Origin of the sequence: Lysinibacillus sp. AR18-8 (assembly GCF_001705465.1) — a bacterium.
GTDB lineage: Bacteria > Bacillota > Bacilli > Bacillales_A > Planococcaceae > Lysinibacillus > Lysinibacillus capsici.
The window spans coordinates 113,213-136,046 of sequence record NZ_MDGU01000008.1; the positions used below are offsets into that span (position 1 = coordinate 113,213).

18 protein-coding genes and 1 riboswitch are annotated in these 22,834 nt (G+C 37.7%); of the genes, 5 read left to right on the forward strand and 13 right to left on the reverse strand.

Annotated features, from left to right (window positions below):
- Window positions 1-120 precede the first annotated feature (120 nt).
- Window positions 121-303, reverse strand: a riboswitch (cobalamin riboswitch).
- Window positions 304-360: 57 nt separating this feature from the next.
- The 8 genes from BFM98_RS07155 to speB form a co-directional block, all read right to left on the reverse strand.
- Window positions 361-2,028 (reverse strand): acyl-CoA dehydrogenase family protein, encoded by a 1,668-nt coding sequence (locus BFM98_RS07155; protein WP_066036950.1) that lies wholly within the window; start codon window positions 2,026-2,028, stop codon window positions 361-363.
- A gap of 1 nt (window position 2,029) precedes the next feature.
- Complete coding sequence (locus BFM98_RS07160) at window positions 2,030-3,532, reverse strand: class I adenylate-forming enzyme family protein (RefSeq protein ID WP_066036951.1); 1,503 nt, start codon at window positions 3,530-3,532, stop codon at window positions 2,030-2,032.
- The gene (locus BFM98_RS07165) at window positions 3,525-3,914 is read right to left on the reverse strand and encodes a MerR family transcriptional regulator (protein ID WP_066037054.1); all 390 of its coding nucleotides are present in this window, start codon (window positions 3,912-3,914) and stop codon (window positions 3,525-3,527) included. The genes BFM98_RS07160 and BFM98_RS07165 overlap by 8 nt, the downstream gene beginning before the upstream one ends.
- Before the next feature lie 232 nt (window positions 3,915-4,146).
- The gene (argS, locus tag BFM98_RS07170) at window positions 4,147-5,814 is read right to left on the reverse strand and encodes an arginine--tRNA ligase (RefSeq protein WP_048393759.1); all 1,668 of its coding nucleotides are present in this window, start codon (window positions 5,812-5,814) and stop codon (window positions 4,147-4,149) included.
- On the reverse strand, window positions 5,814-6,245 hold the full coding sequence (locus BFM98_RS07175) for a YwiB family protein (RefSeq protein WP_048393761.1): 432 nt from the start codon (window positions 6,243-6,245) through the stop codon (window positions 5,814-5,816). Before BFM98_RS07175 ends, argS begins: the two co-directional genes overlap by 1 nt.
- A gap of 156 nt (window positions 6,246-6,401) precedes the next feature.
- Window positions 6,402-7,034, reverse strand: coding sequence for a membrane protein insertase YidC (gene yidC / locus BFM98_RS07180; RefSeq protein ID WP_054548573.1), 633 nt, complete (start codon window positions 7,032-7,034; stop codon window positions 6,402-6,404).
- Between the two features lie 24 nt (window positions 7,035-7,058).
- A complete protein-coding gene (locus tag BFM98_RS07185; RefSeq protein ID WP_004231520.1) occupies window positions 7,059-7,334 on the reverse strand; it encodes a hypothetical protein in 276 nt (91 codons plus the stop codon).
- A 164-nt stretch (window positions 7,335-7,498) separates the two neighbouring features.
- Window positions 7,499-8,371, reverse strand: coding sequence for an agmatinase (gene speB, locus BFM98_RS07190; RefSeq protein WP_004231519.1), 873 nt, complete (start codon window positions 8,369-8,371; stop codon window positions 7,499-7,501).
- Window positions 8,372-8,672: 301 nt separating this feature from the next.
- Between speB and BFM98_RS07195 the strand changes: the two genes are divergently transcribed.
- Window positions 8,673-10,727 (forward strand): transglycosylase domain-containing protein, encoded by a 2,055-nt coding sequence (locus tag BFM98_RS07195; protein WP_048393764.1) that lies wholly within the window; start codon window positions 8,673-8,675, stop codon window positions 10,725-10,727.
- A 354-nt stretch (window positions 10,728-11,081) separates the two neighbouring features.
- Here BFM98_RS07195 and BFM98_RS07200 read toward each other — a convergent pair whose 3' ends face one another.
- Entirely contained in the window at window positions 11,082-11,600 is a 519-nt protein-coding gene (locus tag BFM98_RS07200; protein WP_066036952.1) for a YwhD family protein, read from the reverse strand.
- A 166-nt stretch (window positions 11,601-11,766) separates the two neighbouring features.
- Here BFM98_RS07200 and BFM98_RS07205 point away from each other — a divergent pair, with 166 nt between their 5' ends.
- Together BFM98_RS07205 and BFM98_RS07210 are read left to right on the forward strand one after the other, a co-directional pair.
- Complete coding sequence (locus tag BFM98_RS07205) at window positions 11,767-11,952, forward strand: 2-hydroxymuconate tautomerase (protein WP_004231516.1); 186 nt, start codon at window positions 11,767-11,769, stop codon at window positions 11,950-11,952.
- Window positions 11,953-12,073: 121 nt separating this feature from the next.
- On the forward strand, window positions 12,074-12,742 hold the full coding sequence (locus BFM98_RS07210; protein ID WP_054548575.1) for a class A sortase: 669 nt from the start codon (window positions 12,074-12,076) through the stop codon (window positions 12,740-12,742).
- Between the two features lie 55 nt (window positions 12,743-12,797).
- Here BFM98_RS07210 and BFM98_RS07215 read toward each other — a convergent pair whose 3' ends face one another.
- The 3 genes from BFM98_RS07215 to BFM98_RS07225 form a co-directional block, all read right to left on the reverse strand.
- Window positions 12,798-18,056, reverse strand: a complete 5,259-nt coding sequence (locus BFM98_RS07215; protein WP_066036953.1) for a collagen binding domain-containing protein — start codon at window positions 18,054-18,056, stop codon at window positions 12,798-12,800.
- A 369-nt stretch (window positions 18,057-18,425) separates the two neighbouring features.
- Window positions 18,426-19,733: an HD domain-containing protein gene (locus BFM98_RS07220; RefSeq protein WP_175400723.1), complete on the reverse strand. Its 1,308-nt coding sequence runs from the start codon at window positions 19,731-19,733 to the stop codon at window positions 18,426-18,428.
- 202 nt (window positions 19,734-19,935) lie between these two features.
- Window positions 19,936-20,160, reverse strand: a complete 225-nt coding sequence (locus BFM98_RS07225; protein ID WP_004227652.1) for a YuzB family protein — start codon at window positions 20,158-20,160, stop codon at window positions 19,936-19,938.
- Between the two features lie 235 nt (window positions 20,161-20,395).
- Here BFM98_RS07225 and BFM98_RS07230 point away from each other — a divergent pair, with 235 nt between their 5' ends.
- The gene (locus BFM98_RS07230; protein ID WP_004227650.1) at window positions 20,396-21,046 is read left to right on the forward strand and encodes an RsfA family transcriptional regulator; all 651 of its coding nucleotides are present in this window, start codon (window positions 20,396-20,398) and stop codon (window positions 21,044-21,046) included.
- Between the two features lie 36 nt (window positions 21,047-21,082).
- On the opposite strand, the gene lipL is transcribed toward BFM98_RS07230, so the two are convergent.
- Window positions 21,083-21,916: an octanoyl-[GcvH]:protein N-octanoyltransferase gene (lipL, locus tag BFM98_RS07235; RefSeq protein WP_054548577.1), complete on the reverse strand. Its 834-nt coding sequence runs from the start codon at window positions 21,914-21,916 to the stop codon at window positions 21,083-21,085.
- 156 nt (window positions 21,917-22,072) lie between these two features.
- On the opposite strand from lipL, the gene hemQ reads away from it, so the two are divergent.
- Entirely contained in the window at window positions 22,073-22,822 is a 750-nt protein-coding gene (gene hemQ / locus BFM98_RS07240) for a hydrogen peroxide-dependent heme synthase (RefSeq protein ID WP_004227638.1), read from the forward strand.
- Window positions 22,823-22,834 lie beyond the last annotated feature (12 nt).

A 22,834-nucleotide genomic window follows, 5' to 3' on the forward strand; every position in this document is an offset into this window, starting at 1 on the left:
GATCCGTGCGACATTTCGCTTTATTCTACATCAAAATAAAACCCCTCATCTTTGATCGATGAGGGGGCAAAATCGCACCAAAAAAACTGATACAAAATCCACCACCCTATCCTCGTAGGTTGTCATGTCGTTATAAAGGCAGGTCTCCTGGCTAGTGCTACTTGCGATTTTTCAAGCCTTCCCGAAATCTTCAGTGGCATCATTTGAAAAAACTCACACTTACAGTGGCGGGACCGCATCGGAATTACACCGATTTCCCTTTTCACTTTACTTAAGTAAAGAACCTTTATAATATTCAGTTGATTTCATTATACATGAAAATGAAAAAAGTCGCCTCCATTCAAGACGACTCCCCGGCCATTATACAATTTCAGAAAAGTATTGGACTGTTTTCATTTGAGCACCCATTTCTCTTAATGACCATGTCTGTTCTAAATAAACGTCCGCTAGTTTTTCATATTTCCCACCAAATTTATGTGCCCACTCAACCGCTATGACACTTTCATAAAGGTGAGCCATTTTTTCCGCCATACCCTTAGATTCAAAAGTTTTCGTTGCCTCGTCTAAAGCGCTAAAAATTTGCAGTTTCACAGACATATTCGCCAATTGTTCTTTAACGATTTGTACTAGTGAGCTGTCAGCTAATTTGTCTAATCGTTCCTCCATCTCCTGTACAAACAGTTCATGAGCATGAAACTTATCTACTAAACGAATGAGTTCTAAGGCCAAAATATTAGCCGTACCCTCCCACACCGTTAACACTTGGGCGTCTCTTAATAAGCGGGGCGTTACAAAGTCTTCTATATAGCCATTACCTCCGTGTAATTCAATTGCCTCACTAGCATAATGAACAGCTTGCTCTGCTGTTTCCTTTTTCATAATGGCAATATATAAACGATTCATAATAAGATCTTGCTGAGTTCCCTGTCCACTTGTCACTTTATCGTATAATTGGATAAGATCAAAAACTGTCGCTACTTCCACGTGCAACTTAGCTGCAAATTTCCCTAAAGTATCCTGAATCATAGGGTACTGTGTTAAGGGCTTGCCAAATGCATGTCGATTGCTTACATAATGTTTTGCCTCTAAGAAGCCGCGACGCATAATACCAATTGAAGCGACTGCATTACAAATTCTAGAGAGATTTAGTGCTTCTAGCATATAATAAATCCCTTTATTTTGCTCCCCTACAACATAGGCAAGTGCACCATCAAATTCTACCTCACCAGAGGGAACTGCCCGAACGCCTAGCTTATCTTTCAGTCGGCGAATACGTAAATGATTTGTTGTTCCATCTTCTTTGCGCCAAGGAACTGCAAACAATGTTAAGCCTTTGGAACCTGCTGGCGCACCTTCTAGTCGTGCTAATACCATCGCTACACCACACATGCCCGCATTGGATGCAAAATATTTTTCACCATATAGACGATAAGCAGTGCCATCCTTTCTCGCCTCCACCACATTTGCACCTACGTCAGAGCCCCCTTGACGTTCTGTTAAAAAGGTCGCACCTTCATATAAATCTGTGTCACCTGTTGCACACACATGTGGTAAAAAACGCTGCTTTACCTCTTCATCTGCATAATGATCTAATAGATAGGCAGTTGCCATTGTCAATGTTACTGGACAATAAAAACCGGGCTCTGCATGTGATAGCAAATAACCTTGTGCAAAGCTATAAACATAATTCCCCTTGTGTCCTAGCTGCGGAATATGCTTGTGTACATAACCTACAATCCCAGTATTATATGTCTCTTCAATCGTTTTTTTATAGCCATCATTAACCCAAACCTCTGATATCTCTTCACCATAGGCATCATATCTTTGAAGGCGAGGCTCACCCTGTCGATCTGTATGCTTTGCCCTCGCATCAATATCACCTGCACATAGCTCACCAAAATCTGTTAACTCTCGTTGGGCATAGGATAAAAACTCTTTATCTAACATCATTTCCACTATTTTTTGAAGCGTGTCATCTTCAGTAAAAAAGTTCGTAGTACGCATTGCTTCTTGTTGTAATACTTTCATGCTATCTCACCTCTTGCCCCTTTAAATTTTGTTTTAATATTTTGCCTGATGCATTGCGTGGTAGCGCTTCTACTTTTTCAAAAATACGTGGTATTTTAAACTTTGCAAGATGCTCCTCTAAATAAGCTTTCAAAGCTTCCTCATGGATGTCTTGTTTAGCAGAATACACCGCCTTTACAGTTTCCCCCCATTGCGGATGTGGTACACCAATTACCGCAACCTCGAATATACCTTCAAAGCTCAATAAACAATCTTCAATTTCTTTCGGATAAATGTTGACACCTCCCGAAATAATGACATCCTTTTTACGATCTACCATCCAAATAAAACCATCTTCATCCTTGCGAGCTAGATCTCCGGTTTTTAACCAACCATCAATAAAGGCTTCATTAGTAGCTACTTCATCCTTATAGTAGCCAAGCATGTTGCCCTCACCCAACAAGACAATTTCCCCCACTTCGCCTACATTTACATCTTCTCCACTGTCATTCACAATACGCAACTCTGTACCAAGTGGCGCCCGCTGACCAATACTTCCTGCCTTTGCTTCATGCTCCTTGCCAAATAATAATGAGCCACTTGGACCTGCCTCTGTTAATCCATATACACAAGTCAAATTATTTGTGCGGAATGCCTGCTGAATGAACCGAACCTCACTTTGAGATAACGGTGCCCCACCATAGACCCACCATTTCATAGAAGACAAATCTGCCGAATGTAGCCTTGGCAGTTGTGCCGTTAATAAATAAGCAACAGGTGCACCAAAGAAATGTGTTGTTTTCTCCTTTTCAATGGAATCAATGAATAAATCGGGTGTAAAAGTTGGTGTTAATACATTTGTTGAGCCTACCAATACACCCGCCATTAAAAATAAATGTAATGGTGCAGAGTGTGTTAATGGCATCATAAGCAAAATACGGCTCTCAGGCTTTACCTCCATTTCAACAGCTATCATTTGCGCCACTGTTAAAATATTACGGTAGCTAAATAACACACCCTTTGGTTTTCCTGTCGTGCCAGATGTATATAAAATCGTGGAAGGGTCATCCTCTTGTAACTGACAATCAATTGTTTGTGTACTAGCATTTTGAAGCATTGATTCATACTGATGCCATCCCACTTTTTCTTGACCTGTTTTAATTTTTAACGGAATACCGGCTAGCTGTTCAACTGCTGCAAAAATAGCCTCATGTACGACAATTGCCTTCGCCTCGGCATGCTGCGCCACGTACTCTACTTCTTGCAATGTAAACTTCGCATTGACTGGCACAACGATCGCTCCAATACGCTGAATAGCAAAGTAACTGACAACAAACTCTAAAACGTTTGGCATAAAAATTAAAACCTTATCCCCCTGCTTTACTCCCTGCTCTAGTAAAGCATTACTAAAACATGTCACCTGCTTATCTAAATCTTGGTAGGTTACTCTTCTGCCATGACAAATAACGGCTTCATTTTTCGGATACTTACGGGCATTACGTGCTAATAAATTGGAACTATTCATCTTGCATCTCTCCCTTTAAAGTCGCTAATTTTTCGCTAAACATGCCATGCATTTGTTGTAACTCATGCTTCATCTGCGTCAGCTCAGCTATTTTACTGTCAATCTCTTGAATTTTTTGTTCCCCGTATTCAACCGTTCGCTCTAATTGCTGAATTCCTGAGCGATCAAAATCAAATAGTAAAACCATCTCTTTGATTTCCTCTAAAGAAAATCCGTACCGCTTGCCTCTGAAAATAAGCTTGAGTTTCGCCAATTCTTTTTTGGAAAAGGTTCGTTGGTTGGTAGATGAACGATGGGGGCAAAGAAGCCCAAGTTCCTCATAATAACGTATTGTCCGCGTAGACACATTAAACTCCTTTGCTACCTCCTGAATCGTCTTCAAAACCATCTCCCCTTTCCTAATTGGCAACAGTATACCATTGACGTTAACGTAAACTTCAACAAAATTTTCGGAATTAACAGAAAAATAAAGTTTGGGACAGCTAATTTCCCACGGTTTATCCGTTTCTTTTGTCTTTCTATCCAACACATTCGGAACTTTATCTCTCATATTCAGCCTTCTATCCATTAAAAAAAGCCCCTAACACTTTTCATGTTAGGAGCCTAAAGTTTAATTACATTTTTTCAGGTGCAGATACGCCGATTAAACGTAATGCGTTCGCAATTGTTGTGCGGACAGCCGTAATTAATGCTAAACGAGCCTCTGTTAACTCTTTATTTGAAGCATCTAATACTTTTTCTGCATTATAGAAGCTGTGGAATGCAGCTGCTGTTTCTTGAATATAGTTTGCGATACGGTGCGGTGTGCGGTGTTTCGCTGCTTCCGCTACCACTTTCGGGAAATCACCAATCTTTTTCAGTAAATCAATTTCCTTTTCTGCTGTTAATAAATTGAGATGTTCTGTTGTAGCAGCAAAGCCTTGTTCATTTGCTGAACGTAAAATAGATGAAATACGTGCATGCGCATATTGTGCATAGTACACAGGGTTTTCATTAGATTGTGATACTGCAAGGTCAAGATCAAAGTCCATATGAGAATCGCCAGCTGTTTTTACAAAGAAGTAACGAACTGCGTCAAGACCAACCTCTTCTACAAGCTCACGCATAGTTACTGCATTCCCTGTACGCTTAGACATCTTGAATTTTTCACCGTTTTTATAAAGCTGAACCATTTGAATAACTTCCACTTCTAACGTATCTCGATCATAACCAAGTGCTTGAATCGCTGCTTTCATACGTGGAATATATCCGTGATGATCAGCTCCCCAAATATTGATTAATTTATCGAAGCCACGGACAATTTTGTCTTCGTGATAAGCAATATCTGGTGTTAAATACGTGAATGACCCATCATTTTTAATTAGCACACGATCTTTATCATCACCAAATGTTGTAGAGCGGAACCAAGTAGCACCATCCTCTTCAAACACATGTCCATTAGCTTTTAATTTATCTAAAGCTACTTCGATTTTCCCGTTTTCATATAGAGACGTTTCAGAATACCAGACATCAAAATTTACACGGAAGTTTGCTAGGTCTGTTTTTAATTTATCTAATTCTAAAGCTAAACCGTGCTGACGGAAGAAGGCAAAACGCTCATCATCTGATTTTGCTAAAATTGCATCCCCATGCTCTTTTGCTAATTTACCCGCAATATCAATAATATCTTGCCCATGATAGCCGTCTTCTGGCATTTCAGCTTCCATTCCTAATGCTTGTTTATAACGAGCTTCTAATGAATAAGCTAAGTTATTAATTTGATTACCTGCATCATTAATATAATATTCACGAGAGACACTGTAACCAGCCATATCCAACACATTACATAAGGAATCACCAACAGAAGCGCCACGAGCATGACCTAGGTGAAGATCTCCAGTAGGATTTGCTGAAACGAACTCCACTTGAATCTTTTCCCCAGCACCTGCATTTGAGCGGCCATAGTCCGTACCTTGCTCAAGCACCTGTGTCACTACCTCTGTTAGGAAATCTTTACGCACTGTGATATTCATGAAGCCTGGGCCAGCAATATCAATCTTTTCAATATCAGTGCCTGATGGATCAAGATTTTCTAAAATAGCTTCGGCGATAGCACGTGGTGGCTTTTTAGCTAACTTCGTTAATTGCATCGCAATGTTTGTTGCATAGTCACCATTTGCTTTATCCTTTGGTGTTTCTAGGTGAATCGATAATTCTGTGCCAGCCTCAACGAGACCAGCTTTTTCAACAGCCTGCACGATCGCTGCTTTAATAGCCTGTTGTACTTGTTCTACTGCGTTCATCATTGTACCTCCGTAAATGTAATATCTAATGTATAGTTGCCAACGGATTGCCCACCCATTAGTAAATCGTACTGTACATGGAAATCTCCGCTTGTTGCCAGTTTTGTAAACGTCATATTTTTCGTATCAATCACGAGGGGCATAGAACCGAACTCACTTTCATAATGCCCTTTTTGTTGTTCGATTATGTTCAGCGGTAATCGCATATTAACCGCTCCAGCACGCATAATTAGTGCCTTCTCATGACCTAACTTCATCGTTGTGCGGACGATTTTATCCTCCTGCACCTCATCATATTTCAAATACAAGCTTCCTGCCTTTTCAAGTAGCTGCCCTTTGAGCCACATTTCATAACTTTCGGACTCCCCATCACTTGGACGAATGGTAGAAATGAGCTTTATGTTCACATGCGATCTTACTTCGTTCGCCATAACGGATGCCCCTTTTTAGTCTTTTACTATAACCTTTTTATTATAGGATGAATACTTATGGTTTTTCAAGATAGAAGTGATGTAAAGCTCCTCAACAAGTTTATTCGAGAAAATAAAAACCCTCTCCTTCCAATAACGGAAAGAGAGGATTTCATTTTATCTATACCATTTTTTTATAATCAATTGTTGAACTATTAACAATAAAGCACTAACAGTCCAATAGATCGGGATAATCGCTGGATTGAACAGACTAAAAATGAGGATCATGAGAGGATTAATAAATACCATTATCTTCATATTTAATGGTTGACTTTTCTCTAGGGCTATACAACTTTGAATGAAATAAATCAAACAAGCAATCATCGAAACCCCAATATCAATCGTCCCTAAATTCATCCAAAGGAAATTTTCACTGGCAATCACTGAATCTAGCTTAATCGCGTAGTACAGTGAAAATAATATCGGTAATTGAATAATGATTGGTAAACAACCTAGTAAAGAGCTTTTCAATGAATCTGAAGTTAGCTCTTGGATTTGTTGCTGTACCATTCTTTTTTCAGATTCGCTTTGACTATTCTTATATTTATCTGTAAGCGCATCTAATTCAGGCTTAATGGTAGTCATTAATTCTTTTGAGTGCTTTTGGTGTTTTGCCGATCGAATAAATAACGGCATAAGAATTAATCTGACTGCAATCGTAATACCAATGACACTAAGTGCGTAGCTACCTGTAAAAGAATGGATGAAATGAATGAGGTTAATAATAGGTTGTGCTAAAAATGTTAACAATGGTTGTCCTCCTAGTTTTAAAGTTTAAATCAAACTAGGAGATACACTTTCTTCCTCATTGTCTTCGGACATTCTAATACACAGAACAAACCACGTTAGCATAGGTGGAGTCCAAGTATTCGTGATAGTATAGTCAACTTCAAACTCCTCGTCTTTCACATCTTGAACGGTTATTTTATTGACGAGATACAGATGCAAATGAACACTTAATACAGTTAAAACCAAAGATGCTAATAGCCAAAAGTATTCCATTGTACTGACAAAAATGAATAAATCATTCATGAGAAGTGACCAAATCATAATACTCCTCCTCCCTTTATTAAAATTGAAGAAACATACATTTTACCTAACTTATCTACGCTACAAAGTAAAATAAGTTTCAATTTTATGCTAAGGCTCATTCTTCATTTCAAAAATATAAAATGGGGCTAGCTCATAGCTAAACCCCATTCAACCAATCTTATTTATTTTACCCAGCCTAAAATCATTTCCCGTAATAATTTTGAAGCTGTGTTTGCTGTCATTTCTGAAGAATCGTAGATCGGTGCTACTTCAACTAGGTCGAAACCTACTACATTTACACCACTTGCTGCAATAGCATGGATGGAAGCGAGTAATTCTTTCGAAGTAATACCACCACAGTCTACTGTACCAGTGCCTGGTGCGTGTGCTGGATCTAAAACATCGATATCAATTGTTACATACACATTGCGTCCAGCTAGTGTTGGTAGGACCTCTTTTAACGGTTCAAGTACTTCAAATTTTGAAATATGCATGCCGTTTTCCTTTGCCCATTCAAATTCCTCTTTCATACCTGAACGGATACCAAATGAATAGACATTTTTTGGTCCTATATGTTCCGCAATTTTACGGATTGGTGTGGAGTGCGAAAGTGGCTCTCCCTCATATTCCACACGTAAATCCGTATGTGCATCAAAGTGAATAATAGCAAGATCATCATATTTAGCTGATACAGCCTTCATTACTGGCCAAGACACTAGATGCTCGCCACCCATGCCGACAGGAATCTTGCCATCTGCTAATAATTTCTCTATAAATTTCTCAATTTCATCTAAAGAACGCTGTGCATTACCGAATGGTAGTGGAATATCCCCTGCATCAAAGTACTTTACTTCCTCAAGCTCACGATCTAGATATGGACTGTACTCTTCAAGACCAATGGATACCTCACGGATACGCTGTGGACCGAAACGTGATCCTGGACGGTAACTTACTGTCCAATCCATTGGCATACCATAAATTACTGCCTGTGCGTCGTCATATGTAGGATGACTTTTTATAAAAACATTTCCTGAATAAGCTTCATCAAATCTCATTGCTAGCCCTCCATATAATTAATCATCATTTTTCGTCTTCTTCTATTATGGCTTACAGGATTGTAATGAAACCTGTATCCTTTTATCCTCGTATACATTATTGGAACGTCTAGCAAATTTCGATTAAAATCTACAAGGTGCAATTTTTTTGTCGAATGCCAGCATTTCAAGTAGTACAAAAAAAGTATAGATGTTTTTGAATAAAGTGCAATAGTTTTTAGTTAGAATTTCGATTAAAGATGAATGTTCGAACACATACTAAAGCTAAGTTCGAAGTTGTGAGAAAACGAGGTGAAGTCGGATGAAACGAAAAAGCTATCATCGAAAGCAACAACGTGTAAAGCGCACACGCAAAAGCCTTACGTTATTCGTGGCCTTTACATCTGCAATTGTCGTAGCGTTTGTCGCACTCCGCATCTATGTTCAAGTGGCTGGTGCACCGCCTTTAACCGTACCAAAGGCTTCTATTTTCTTAGATGAAAATGAGAACCAAATTGGGGATCACTTTACAAATCAACGACGATATTGGGTCGGCCTCGATGAGATGTCACCTTATTTAAAGGAAGCAGTTGTTGCTGTTGAAGATAAAGATTTCTATCAACATGGCGGTTTCGACTATTCACGTATTGCTGGTGCCATTTTAGTGGACATTAAGGCTGGTGGTAAGGTTCAAGGAGCTAGTACCATTACGCAACAATATGCTCGTAACCTTTATCTTTCCCATGAAAAGTCTTGGACACGTAAATTAAACGAAGCCCTGTATGCTTATAGATTAGAAGTTTTTTATGACAAGGACGAAATACTAGAGGGCTATTTGAATACGGTATATTACGGTCATGGCATGTATGGAGTAGAAGCTGCAAGTCGTTTTTATTTCGGAAAATCTGCCAGTGATTTAACGCTTGCTGAAGCAGCAATGCTAACAGGCGTACCAAAAGGACCAAGTATTTACTCACCAATTGCCAATTTAGATAAGGCTACCAATCGTCAACACGTTATTTTAAAACTTATGGCAGACCAAGGTGCCATTACACAAGAAGAAAAAACGCGTGCTGAAAATGAACAGCTCGTCTTAAAAAATGATAGCTGGGTTGCAACCAAATCTGTTGCCCCTTATTTCCTGGATGTGGCTTGGCAAGAAGCCAGTGAAATCTTAAAATCAAAAAACCTTGATATTAGTGAAGGTGGCTGGACAATTCAAACAACGCTTAATCTGGAGCATCAAAAAGCAGCTGAAGAAGCAGTAGCCAAAAATATGCCTGCCAATGATCTGCAATCTGCGTTTGTAAGTATGGAATCTAAAACAGGAGCTGTCACTGCACTAGTCGGTGGTCGTGATTATTCAGTAAGCTCATTTAACCGAGTTACACAAGCCAAACGTCAACCAGGCTCTACTATTAAGCCGATCTTATATGCAGCGGCGCTAGAAAATGGTTACACGCCACTAACTTTTTTAGATGTTGGTGAAACAACTTTTACGTATGATAATGGGCGTGGCACTTATGCACCTAAAAACGTCAACGGTCAATTTGCAGATCATGATATGACGATGGCACAAGCTATTGCTATCTCAGATAATATTTACGCAGTAAAAACCTTAGAGGACATTGGCTTCAAAGAGTTTCATGATATGGCAAACCGTTTTAATGTAGGAATTGGTGCGAAGGATAATTTATCCATTGCACTAGGAACGATTGAAACGACATTATACGAAATGACAAATGCATATAATATTTTGGCGTCGCAAGGACAGCAAACAACACCAACAACCATTGTATCCATTAAAAATGCACATGGAGATGTTATTTATGAAAACAAAGATGTAGCAAGCAAAGCTGAAACAGCCATTTCTAAAGAAAATGCATACATCTTAACAGAAATGATGACAGGTATTTTTGATCCTGTTTTCAGTGACTATTCACCCGCTACAGGAATCAGTATTCGTTCACGTATGACACACACATATGCTGCTAAATCAGGTTCTACGAATAGTGATCAATGGTTAATTGGTTTTACTCCAAAACTAACTGCTGGTGTATGGAATGGCTATGATCAGGGTAAAAACCTTACCACGAAGGAAGATACTGCTGCAACAAAGCAAATCTGGATTGACTTTATGGAAACTGTCAACAAAGGTACAAAAAATGAGGATTTCAAAAAACCTAAAGGTGTAGAGGGCGTTGTCATTGATATTGAAACAGGTAAATTAGCGACTGACGCTTGTCCTAAACAACGTCTAGTCTATGTAGAGTCGAAGGATGTACCTACTGAAAAATGTACAAACTTCGATATTCTCGACAGTAATACATGGGGAGAATTTTGGAATATGCTACCATTCTCTATATTTAAGGACTAAAAACAAGATAATTTCGGAAACCTTTTTAATCCTAATACGTTTTTAGCTATGAAGGCTCTCGACAAAGTAACTGATATACTAAAAATAAGAAAAGCTTTCTCTTCCCCGGAGACGTGTCCGTGGGAACAGAAAGCTTTTCTTTTTTTATGGTCCGCGAAGTATGAGCATCATGGGGCATTTGGCTTGGGTTTGGGTTGTTCAAATGCCGCATAGCGCTCATCACATTCGCGATACCAAGTGTCCTAGCTTACTAAAATGTAAGCTCTGCATCAAGTGTACTTTGTTTCAAACACACTTTCAACCTAATATCGAAAGCGATTGCAAAATGTCACAGATTGTTCAATCATTACGAGTCTATTCGACAAATAAGTCTTGACGCAATTGCTCCTCACTACGTTCCCACAATTCTGGATTAAGTTGTTTAAGGAAAGAAGCTAACACTTTTTTAGACGGTGCATCCATATGCTCTACAATAATATGACGTTTCATGGATTTATCCATTTTATTTACATGATCAGCTAGAATTTTATAGCCACGTCGTTTTTCACGATTTACAACCATCTCACAGGCTGTAACTCCTGCATAATATGGCCCATTTTCTTTATGGTCTATCGTCACCCACACGAGCCAATACAGTTTCCCGCCCTCTGAATCAGCACGGTCCATTGTAAATTTAATACCACGCTCTACGTCACTTCTTGCATGCATGGCACCAATTTCAACAGAAGCCGTCCCCTCTTCTACGTCCACTATTACAGGCGATACATTCTCTAATGAAAGTGAACCGATACCAAACCCTTTATGTCCATCTGTTGGATCGTTTTTTATAATGGTAAAACCCATTTTTTGTTTTGGTTTTTCTTCATTTGTCATACTTAAATATCCTCCATTCTGCTATTATAAAGGAAAGCATATCAACGCATATTTTGTCGAAACAATCACTATTTTCGCCATTGCGTATATGCCTCAACGCAAGTAAGAAGTTTATACTTTCTTATAAACTAACTATACAACATTATTCTATAAAGGAGGCAATATTATGCCATACGTAACAGTGAAAATGCTTGAAGGTCGTACAGAGGAACAAAAACGTGCTCTTGTAAAAGAAGTAACAGAAGCAGTATCTCGCACAGTTAATGCACCTGCAGAAAATGTAACAGTTTTTATTGAAGAAATGTCTAAAAATCATTACGGCGTTGCAGGCGTGCGTTTTAGCGACAAATAGTAGTAAGATGGATAGAGCAAGCATCTTAACGCTCTATCCATTTTTTTGAAATGGTCATAAGTTAACCATCTTTTGCTGGAATAAAACCTTCTATTTCAAAAACAAGGATGTGATCTACGACATGAATAAACTGAAGATAATATTGCTCATCACTATGCTCGTCCTTGGCCTAATACTTGTATTTATCAGCCCCATTCAAAATGCGATCATTGCCCATTTAAGCCATCAATTAAATACTACTGAAATCAGTGTAGAAGAGATTGAAAAGAATAATCAGGTTAATGCAGATTATGTATTTGAGGATGTACAATCGCTGTCCATAGCGGAGGTATTAAAGGCTCAAACAAAGGCCAATAAAATGCCCATAATTGGTAGTATCGCCATACCAAGTGTTGACATGCAACTTCCGATTGTCAAAGGTGTTGGAAATGCTGCACTTGCCGTAGGGGCAGGTACCATGAAGCCAAATCAAAGCCTCGGGCAGGGAAATTACGCCTTAGCAGGACATTATTTTGAAGAAAAGGATATCTTATTTAGTCCTCTATATAAAGCAAGTATAGGAGATACAGTCTATGTAACGGATTTAACCAATATTTATGAATATCATTTAGCTTCTAAGAAAGTCATTGCGGCAACAGATATTTATGTAATCGATGATATTCCAAATAAAACTGTTTTAACACTCATTACATGTGCTGATAATGGATCAAAGCGTCTTGCCATACAAGCTGATTTTGTTCAACAATATCCATTTGATAAAGCACCTGAAAAGCTATCAGAAGCATTTTAGAAATAGGTGAAGCCCCTAAGATTTAAGAGTCTTAGGGGCTTCTTCTTTTAAGTAATTATTTAACTTCAGCGTTGCGGCGACGTAAGAAGTATAATGCACCAAGAATAAGTGCTACTCCAATCAGCATTAGTGCTGTTTGATCGGCACCATCTGTCTGAGGTAATTTACCTTGTGCTTTTAATTGAGCTTCTAATCGTTTTGCATCCGATTTAATTTTGTTAATATCAAGTGATTCTGCAACAGCTTCCTGTTCCTCTTTAGTTAATTGACTATATTTATTCAAGAAATCCTTATAAGCATCTAGTGTATCTTTTGTAGCTTTAGTTGGATTATAAGGCGGTAAGTTTTTCCCTTGATCAATGACACCTTGAACAGAAGGTTTAGATCCCTCAGTTTTTCCAGGATTGGCCGAATTGTTTGAATCTGTATTTGGTTTGTTTGGTTCTACAGGATTCTCTGGATCTGGATTCGGTTTGTTCGGATCCACTGGTTTTTCTGGGTCTGGATCTGGATTTCCTGGATTAGTTGTAGGAGGTGTTACTGGTAGACTTGGCTGAATTTTAGCCTCGCATGTATTACCCACGATAACTGTACCAATAATTGTCTTACCATTCTCTCTTACAATATACTTACCTGGCTTAATAATTGAATTATTGATCGTAATTTGACCCTTACTATCTGTTATAAACTCTGTTGAACCATTATCTTCAACCTGTATACCATCTTCACCTGTTATTGTTACTTTTACGCCTACACGTGGTTGACCAAACATATTGTTAATTGTCAATGTAAAGGCTGGACAAACTGGTGCAATTGATAATGTAATTTCACAAGGAACACTCGCATAAGAAACTTCTATCTCACCTAAGTAAATATTTTTATCATATACATCATATTTACCCGCAGGAGTTGTTTTAGATACAAACGTTAAATTTCCATCTTTATCCTTATTTGTTGAGATTACTTTTCCAGATTTATCTTTAATAATGACATTGTTACCTGGCTTGATGATGCCAGTATTATCTTTGATTATTACTGTGAAGTTTTCACATTTTGGTGTTGGTTGAACGCTCTCTTTACAATCGATATTGCTTTCAAACTCATCAATTTCTTCTCCATCAACTACAACTGTGTAAACACCTGGCTCTAAATCACTTAATTCAATTACACCGTCTTTTGTAGTTTTTGTAGCTATAATGTTACCTGTATCTTTATTTTTAACCGTTACTGAAGTACCATCTGCAACTAAATTACCATCAACATCATAGACAGTTAATTCAAACGTTTCACATTTTGGTGCTAACTGTACTTCACTTTGGCAATTATCATTGTGATACGTAACATTTACTTCACCTAAATACTGGGTACCCTCATATAGCTTATATTTTCCTGCTGGAGTTGTTTTATCAATGATGAATTGACCATCACTATTTGTTGTGCCAGTAGCTATAACAGTATTACTTAGATCTTTAAGTGTAACTGATACATTTGGACGTGGATTTCCATTCTCATTTTTTACAGTAATTTTAAAGTTAGGACATGAATTTGTAGGTTGGACTGTATCTTGACATTCTCCAGTACCATATTTAACGGTAACAGTACCTAAAGGAATGTCATTTTCGTCCACTAATGTATACACGCCTGCTTGGACTTCTTTACCACCTGTACCAGGTCGCTTAATATCTGATACTTGCCCCGCAGCATTTGTTGTGCCCGTGTATTTTGCGTTGCCGTTGCTATCAATTAATTTAACATTTTTATTAGCAATAGCATTACCATCAATGTCTTTCACTGTTAATGTGAATGCAGGACAGGCATTTGTTAAATTAACATCCTCAATGTTATCAATAACATATGCTTTACCATCCACACCTGGAGTAATATCTATATTTGCTCCCATTGTAATCGTGATTGGCGCAATCGCAATATAGCCCCCTGGTGATTCCTCTCTTAACGTATACTTTCCATAACGCACTTGTTCAAATGTCAATGTACCATCTGCGTCTGTTGTTCCTTCATCAAGTTTGATTGTGTTATTTTTATTCCATAATTCAAACTTAACACCAGCAAACTCTTCACGTTTACCTGTTAAAGGATTTACTTTATATTTTTTTAATTGCAATGTACCCTTAACACCTGATGCACTTGTATCAGATGAGCTATATTTAAATGTTTTGCTATCGCCACCGTGGTCACTTGTACCTGCAGCTGTTGCTCCAGCGTAACCAATAGAGGCACTATTAGAAATTGTTTCACCCGCGTTACCATCCCCCATAAAGAATGTGGAATACGTAACAACATAACCTTTGCCATTTAATTCTCCCAAATTAAGACTAAAACTACCATCTTGATTTAAGACAATTTCGCTAGCATCCACAGTAATAGGGGATCCTATATTTTGAGAAGTCCCATTTGCATTTAGTTTAATCTCTTGTTTCTTGAACGTATTTGTTAATATTTTTTGGTTACTTGATGGTTTGTCTGTTAATGTAATATTTCCTAATTTTGAATTAGAAGCATTTACTGTAACTGCCCAATTAATAATATCGCTGGCTGGAACAGGTGTCGCTGTTTTTTTAATTAACTCATTTGCAAGATTACTAATTTTTGCTGTTGCATTATAATTATAGCTACCATTGTATGGTGTATCTAGTGTCGCAGTATTTGTGTATTCTCGTGAAGCAGTAGTTGAGTTTTGACCATAAATATCGTCAGCATCTTTTGTTTTGTATTCAATTAAATACGCTTCGTTGTTATCAGTAATTGGATCTAGGTTAATAAACGTAATTTCAAAACCTGTAACCTTGTTATCTGTTAGTGTTTCTGTAACAGTCCATTTAGCAGGATCTAATGTACCATTTTTTGTTCCCTCTTCTGTTGTTAAGTTTAGCTTAGATATGGTAATTTGATCTTTTAATGTTTGACCATCTGGGACAGGAATATAATGACCCGCACCTAATGTATCTGTTAAGGTAGCACTGTTTATATCTTGTTTATTGATATTAACCCCAATACGCCAAGAAAACTCTTGTGTCTGGTTATCTACGACAACTTTTTTGTAGCCATTATTGTTTGTTGGAGAAGTAGAATCTGGCGTATAATTAGCAGTTCTATCTAATGCTTGGTTATGAGAATCTATTGCGCCATCCCATGTTGCATCAGCCGTATTAATATACGAGGTTGCTACACCTCCATTTGGCTTAATATCGTACTTTGTTTTGTATCGAATAGTAACTGTGCGGTCTTTTGGAATGTCACTTGAAATTTCCATTTTAAAACCTTCGTTGCCTATAGTTGGGGCATTACCCGCTTTATCTGTAATCGAGTACGTTAAACCATTTGCACCAGTAACCTCATAGAAGTCAGTACCGTTCCATGGTGTTAATGTGTGTTTTAACGTTTCTCCGGCTCTATTTGTGGTTGTAAAGTCATCTTCTATTACAAAGTTTTTCAAATCTTTCTCAGCATTAATGGTTAAAGTCCATGTAATTGTTTTGTTTACATAGTCAATTGCCCCACGTGCTTTATTAAAGATGTTTGAAGCCAGGTCTAGAGTTGCTGTGTCTGAACCACTATCTCCTCTTGTTACAGTATTTGTAATCGTGCCCGTATTTGCATCTGTAACAAATTCATCTTCCAGCTCTGTATCATAGACAACTTTAAACGCTGATGTCACCTCACCAGCTGGACCTGTAGTATTTGTTGAATGATCAAAGTTGATTATAAAATTATAATTATTTTGTGAATCGAAGCTATAATCTTGACCTTCACTTAACAGAATTGAAGATTGCTCCGTTTGACCGTCATTCGATAAAGTTACACGATATACTTCAAAACTACTGTAATCAATTTTATGCTTACCAGTTGTTGGCGACGAGCCTGTCAGTGTATCTGTTAATTTCGCTTTATCAGCAGGTATTTTTTGACCTAGCCAGTTATACTTAATTGTCCATGTCGAATTATATTTATCGCCACTTCTTGTTTTATCTAAGCTCGGTCCATATTGTACAGTTTGTGTTCCATTGGCTGTTGTGTTAGCAGGAATATTTGTCCCTGTCAAAGTAGCTACGTTTGTATAGGACATACTTGATGCAGTTGGATCTGCTGTTACAACAGTGTTATATGTTACTTTGTATGCATAGTATCCATCTGTCAATGAGATAGGGAATGAGGTTTCAATGCTTGTATCGTCTACAGCACCTGGGCTATTTGAATTAAACCCATTCAATCCAATTTTGTATCGCTCAACTGTAATATTTCCAGCCAGCTCATGCTTTGCATCTGGTACATCATTCAAACTTGCACTTTCAAGTTTTTGCCCACCAGTATTCACCCAAACTGTCCATGGAATCGTTACTTCACCACTTGCGTCACGTGTAATAGAACCAGCATTTTTAGTTAGTAATTGCCCACTACCTGTAGGTGCAAATTCAAAGTCTAGTTGAACATCTGTTCCTCCAAGCACAGGGATTATTAATGATTGTTCAAGTTCACTTTCATCAGCAAAATTATCAAATTTCGCCATAAACTCAAAGTTCATACTACCTGATTGCCCTTGTTCTAATTCACTATCTATTGTGACTGTTACTGTTTTTGTAGCACTGTTATAGCTTGACGAATAGGCTAACCAATCACCAGTCTCTGTTAATGTTCTTGATTGATTAAAAGAACCTGCTGTGTACTCTTCAATCATATTGGCAGGTAATTGGAATGTGAACGTAGAACCTATTCCATAATCAATTGTTGGATCCAAAGAGAATGTGTAGTTTAGATATACTACATCACCCTTTTTCGGTTTTGGCCCTGAATAATTTGCTAAATCTGTAGCATTTGTAATTAATGCTCCACCTTGTGAAAAGAGCTTTAAGCCACTAAATGACATCGTCACATCTGCTTGCATATTTTCAACAGGGTAACCTACTGGCGCACCTAATGGCATTATTAACTGTGGCTGGTTTTCTAGCTGCTCTTCTTCTTGTTGTTCTTCTGGCTGTCCTTCTTGCTGTCCTTCTTGCTGTTCTTCTGGTTGCTCTTCTTGCTGTCCTTCTGGTTGTTCTTCTGGCTGTCCTTCTGTTTGCTCTTCTGATTTTGTTTCATCTTCTGGAGTTGTCACTTCAGCAGCATCTTCACTTGGTATTTCACTTGTAGTATTTTGGTTTCCTACTTCTCCATTAGAATCAATCACAGTATTTTCGCTAGATTCATTTTGAGGAGTCACAGGTGGTTGACTCTCGTCGGCAAACACTGAAATTGGTGAAAGTACTGTTTGAAATACAAGTAGCAATATAATTATCGCTATGTTTAATTTTTTCATGTTTCTCTCCTTTTTTAGTTAGAGAGATACCTGATACTGTTTGCTACAAGATTGATCCTTTCAGGTTTAGGAAAGGAATGAACAAACAATAGGTCACACTCTCTCCTTTAATTTTTATAGAAACATCGCAAATAAAATTCAACCATTATCTTAATATAGGTCATTAGAATTATTCACAAATGTTTCCACATATCTTCACGGCACTTTTGTATCACAACAATCAATGGGCACCACCTCCATTTCAAAATTATTGATTAATTATATCTAATTCAACTTAACAGTTTCTAAACAATTATCTAAAAATAATAAAGCAGTAAACAACATCCCCCTGGAACGTGTTTACTGCTTTATTATTTTTAAAATTTATATTTATTTATTGTCTTTCCTTAATAACATTAATATTTGTTTTTTTACAGTTGAGTTTGTTGAATCGTCCTCTAAGATATCTAATGGGAAATAGATTTTATGATCTCGTTTCATACGCCCTGAGATAGCATCCACAATAATGGATTCACGTGAAAGCTCCCGTAGCTCACCATTTTTCATTTCTAAAAAAATTGGTACACGCACTTCTTCCTCTCCTGGTCTATAAAAATCATATGGCAGATCTGCTGTTGTATCATGTACAAGATAATAATCGGGGTCTAATCCTGCCTTTTTGAAAAGCTCTTGGAGTTTTTGATATTTATTGAGCTCTACTCCAGGGTCTAAATCAATGTATTGAAATAGCTTACGATTCACAAAGCGGCGGCTTAAATCACTTAGAATGGCATCCTCCTCTTGCATCCATAACTGAAAATATGTAAAAAGTATACTCTCGTCTAACGCAAGATAATCCTCTAATGTAATAACATTTCGGAAAAATGCTAGGAAATGAGTAGGCTCATGCTTAAATGTATAGCCCGCTAAGCTTAATTGTTTTACTCTTTTTAATATATTATTTAAAATTACCTCTGCACTTCGTGAAACAGGATGGAAATAAATTTGTAAGTACATTTGATAGCGACTCATTATATAGTCTTCCACCGCATGCATGCCTGTTGCTTTGATTACTACTTGGTTTTTTCTTGGACGCATTACTCTTAAAATCCGTTCCATATCAAAATGACCGTAGCTTACACCTGTAAAATAAGCATCACGTTGTAAGTAATCCATACGATCTGCATCAATTTGGCTCGAAATTAAACTAATTACTTGCTTATTTGGATATGTCTTTTCAATTACTTGGGATACCTTTTCAGGAAAATCAGCTGCCACTTTTTTTAAAATCGCATTTACTTCCGTATCTCCCAACAAAATTTGCCTTGTAAAATATTCATGATCAAGCTCAAATACATTTTCAAAGGCATGGGAAAATGGGCCATGACCTAAATCATGTAAAAGGGCTGCACATAACACTAATAATCTTTCACTTTCATCCCAATCTGGACGCCCTACAAAGATATCATCTACTATGCGACGTACAATTTCGTAAACCCCCAGAGAATGACTAAAGCGACTATGCTCTGCTCCATGAAATACTAAAAATGTGGTACCTAGTTGACGAATTCTACGTAAACGCTGAAATTCTCTTGTACCCACTAAATCCCATATCACTTGATCTCGAACATGTACATAACGGTGTACTGGATCTTTAAATACCTTTTCTTCTTCTAATTTAGCGTTTGCATATGTCATTTGGATAGCACCCCCATTTTGTTATAGTTCTATTATATGCGATAAATCTAGGACTAGCATACTTATTGCCATTTTTCTATAGATATTAACAACCTATTTCGATTACCTTTATCATTATTTTTATATTTATATTGGTCTAATTTTCTCAACATATAAAAAAGCAAAACAAAAACTATCCCCCAAGTAGAGATAGCTTTTAGTTTTACTTTTTTAATTTTGCTAAAACCTTTTCCATTAGTTCATCTTCTGTTAATGCAGCAACAGGTCGGCTATTTACAAAGGTAAATGTCTTTTTGCGTCCTGGACCACAGTAAGAATGACAGCCAATTTCGATGGTTGCATCAGGATCGATTTCCTTTAATTTTGGAATTAACGTTTTTAAGTTAACGGCCTGACATTCATCGCAAACTTTAAATTCGTTTGCCATTTTGTCAACAACCCTTTCTATATAGTATTTTTCAAACATAATCTCGCTCTATTGCACACATGACCTTCACATATTTAAGTATGCAGCATGTGCGCAAACCTACATCGGGTATTGTATCGTACTTTTCCCCTTCTATTCAAGCATAATTCCTTCTACATAGATGAATAAAAGGTTAAAAGATTGGTCATGCTAGTCTTAAATAACAAGTTCCAGATAAAGGTGGGAGGATTTTAATATGAGTAAAGTAAGACAAGATGCTTGGTTAAAAGAAAACGATGAATTACTAGCAGAGGCTGTAATCCGTCATGTAACAGAAGGAAGCACACAGCTTAATGCCTTTGAGGAAGCAGGCGATGCATTAAATCGTACTGCGGCAGCCTGTGGTTTTCGTTGGAATGCCGTTGTTCGTAAAGAATACGAGGAACAATTAGCAGAAGCTAAAAAGGAAAGAAAAGAGAGAATGCGAGTGTTGGGAGCGCCAGCAAGACGCCGTGCTTCTAGTATGTTTACCGTAAATAATAGTGCTGCAGAAGGAAAATCAATTCCGCTATCTGCCCTTTCTCTTGATATTGTCATAGCTTATTTACTACGTTTACAGCATTCTGGTGAAGTAGGAAATGAATCTTCAAAATGGCGACAACTTGTACATGTAACATCTGAGAAAAATAAAAAACTAGAGAAAACCATTACAAAACTAGAAGAGGAAAATCGAGCGATTCGCAAAGATTACGAGCAATTTGTTCAAATTATGAATCGTGCTAGACGTCTTGTTACGCTTGATGAAGAGGAAGAGCGAATTGCGCCTGTTTTTAAAATGGAGAAGAACGGAAATCTTGTAACTAGCAGTTCTATTTATCAACCAGAAAATGGCGATGCGCTAAATTAGCCGCATCGCTTTTTCTGTTTCATATAATCAACTAGCTTACTTACGTTCAAGCATTTTGGTGTTGCGCTCAAAAACCCGCTGTAAATAAAAACCATACAACGTTAATTCTTCGTCATAAAAGGACTGTGGACGTACTTCCTCGGCCCACTGATTAAGTAGTTGCTGTAGACGAATAACAACCGCTTCTACTGTTAAATGAGGGTCTATAAGCTCCGATAGCGAAGCCATGACTTCTGGCACGATTTGAGGGTAAGCGAATTTTGTTTCCTCTTGTTGCAAGCTCTCTTCATAAAAGTCACGGATAAGTGCCGCGCGCTGTGAGCCACTCCCCTCAATACATAAATAAATTTGCACTGCCACCCCTTGACGTAAGCGTCTTTGTGAAATACCAGCAAATTTTTTCCCATCAATACTTAAATCATAAGAACCTGGGCAATAAGAGCCCACTATTTCATAAGCCTCAATTTTTTCAGCTACTTCTGGGAACAATCCCTTCACAAGGTCCACCATCACATCATAGCCATCGTTTATACTGAGCGACTCTTTTTGTTCAGACAATACAATGGAAATATTAAGAATCCCTTCATCTAGCACAACCGCTAGTCCACCAGAATTACGAACAATAGGATGATAGCCTCTAGATTCTAGTAATTCCATACCTTGCTGAACATAAGGTAACCGATGGTCTTGAATACCTAGCACAACAGATGCCTCATGAACCCATGTACGAATTGTTGGAGGAGACATCAATTGGCCAACTAATTGGCACAATGTATCGTCCGTCGCAAAAGATTCAAGCGGTGATCTTTGCTTCGCACTAATGGATTGATCATAATAACGCCAAATTGGCTGTTGTAAAATATGTTTCATTTTGGTACTCCTCTTATTACATCTCTTCTCTTTAGAATACATGATCTTTAGATGGTGTCAAATTCGTGAATTACTATCATGAACTTAGGGTTTTTGTACAAACTATGATAAACTAATTTTTGAATGGTATTCACTTATAAAGGAGTGTTTTCAATAATGAATGAAGCAGCAATTACGTTAGATGGTTGGTACGCTTTACATGATTTCCGCTCAATTGATTGGGCATCTTGGAAACTTGTTTCTGCTGAGGAACGTCAAGCAGCAGTAGAGGAATTTATTGCTTATTTAGAAAAACTGAACGAAGCAGACGTAGCTAAAACAGGTGCTCATGCTTTCTATGCAATCGTTGGTCAAAAAGCTGACTTTATGATTATGACATTGCGTGAAACAATGGATGAGTTACAAGAGCTTGAAGCAGAATTCAATAAATTAGCTATTGCAGATTTTACAATTCCTACATATTCTTATGTATCTGTGGTAGAGCTTTCAAACTATTTAGCTGGCGAGTCAAATGAAGATCCTTACCAAAATCCACATGTACGTGCGCGTCTATATCCTGAACTTCCGCGCGCTAAATATGTATGCTTCTATCCAATGGATAAACGCCGTCAAGGGAACGACAACTGGTACATGCTATCAATGGATGAGCGTAAATCATTAATGCGTTCACATGGAATGATTGGTCGCGGCTATGCTGGTAAAGTAAAACAAATTATCACTGGCTCTGTAGGCTTCGATGATCACGAATGGGGCGTAACTTTATTTGCTGATGACGTACTGCAATTCAAAAAATTAGTATATGAAATGCGCTTTGACGAAGTGTCAGCACGCTATGGCGAATTCGGGGAATTTTTCGTCGGAAACCTTCTTGATAAAGATAAATTGGTTAAATTCTTAACTGTTTAATATCTAATTAAA

Coding starts and splice junctions, on each gene's coding strand:
- BFM98_RS07155 (WP_066036950.1), bottom strand. CDS start 2,028: ATGAAAGTATTACAACAAGAAGCAATGCGTACTACGAACTTTTTTACT.
- BFM98_RS07160 (WP_066036951.1), bottom strand. CDS start 3,532: ATGAATAGTTCCAATTTATTAGCACGTAATGCCCGTAAGTATCCGAAA.
- argS (WP_048393759.1), bottom strand. CDS start 5,814: ATGAACGCAGTAGAACAAGTACAACAGGCTATTAAAGCAGCGATCGTG.
- BFM98_RS07175 (WP_048393761.1), bottom strand. CDS start 6,245: ATGGCGAACGAAGTAAGATCGCATGTGAACATAAAGCTCATTTCTACC.
- BFM98_RS07185 (WP_004231520.1), bottom strand. CDS start 7,334: ATGATTTGGTCACTTCTCATGAATGATTTATTCATTTTTGTCAGTACA.
- speB (WP_004231519.1), bottom strand. CDS start 8,371: ATGAGATTTGATGAAGCTTATTCAGGAAATGTTTTTATAAAAAGTCAT.
- BFM98_RS07195 (WP_048393764.1), top strand. CDS start 8,673: ATGAAACGAAAAAGCTATCATCGAAAGCAACAACGTGTAAAGCGCACA.
- BFM98_RS07200 (WP_066036952.1), bottom strand. CDS start 11,600: ATGACAAATGAAGAAAAACCAAAACAAAAAATGGGTTTTACCATTATA.
- BFM98_RS07205 (WP_004231516.1), top strand. CDS start 11,767: ATGCCATACGTAACAGTGAAAATGCTTGAAGGTCGTACAGAGGAACAA.
- BFM98_RS07210 (WP_054548575.1), top strand. CDS start 12,074: ATGAATAAACTGAAGATAATATTGCTCATCACTATGCTCGTCCTTGGC.
- BFM98_RS07215 (WP_066036953.1), bottom strand. CDS start 18,056: ATGAAAAAATTAAACATAGCGATAATTATATTGCTACTTGTATTTCAA.
- BFM98_RS07220 (WP_175400723.1), bottom strand. CDS start 19,733: ATGACATATGCAAACGCTAAATTAGAAGAAGAAAAGGTATTTAAAGAT.
- BFM98_RS07225 (WP_004227652.1), bottom strand. CDS start 20,160: ATGGCAAACGAATTTAAAGTTTGCGATGAATGTCAGGCCGTTAACTTA.
- BFM98_RS07230 (WP_004227650.1), top strand. CDS start 20,396: ATGAGTAAAGTAAGACAAGATGCTTGGTTAAAAGAAAACGATGAATTA.
- lipL (WP_054548577.1), bottom strand. CDS start 21,916: ATGAAACATATTTTACAACAGCCAATTTGGCGTTATTATGATCAATCC.
- hemQ (WP_004227638.1), top strand. CDS start 22,073: ATGAATGAAGCAGCAATTACGTTAGATGGTTGGTACGCTTTACATGAT.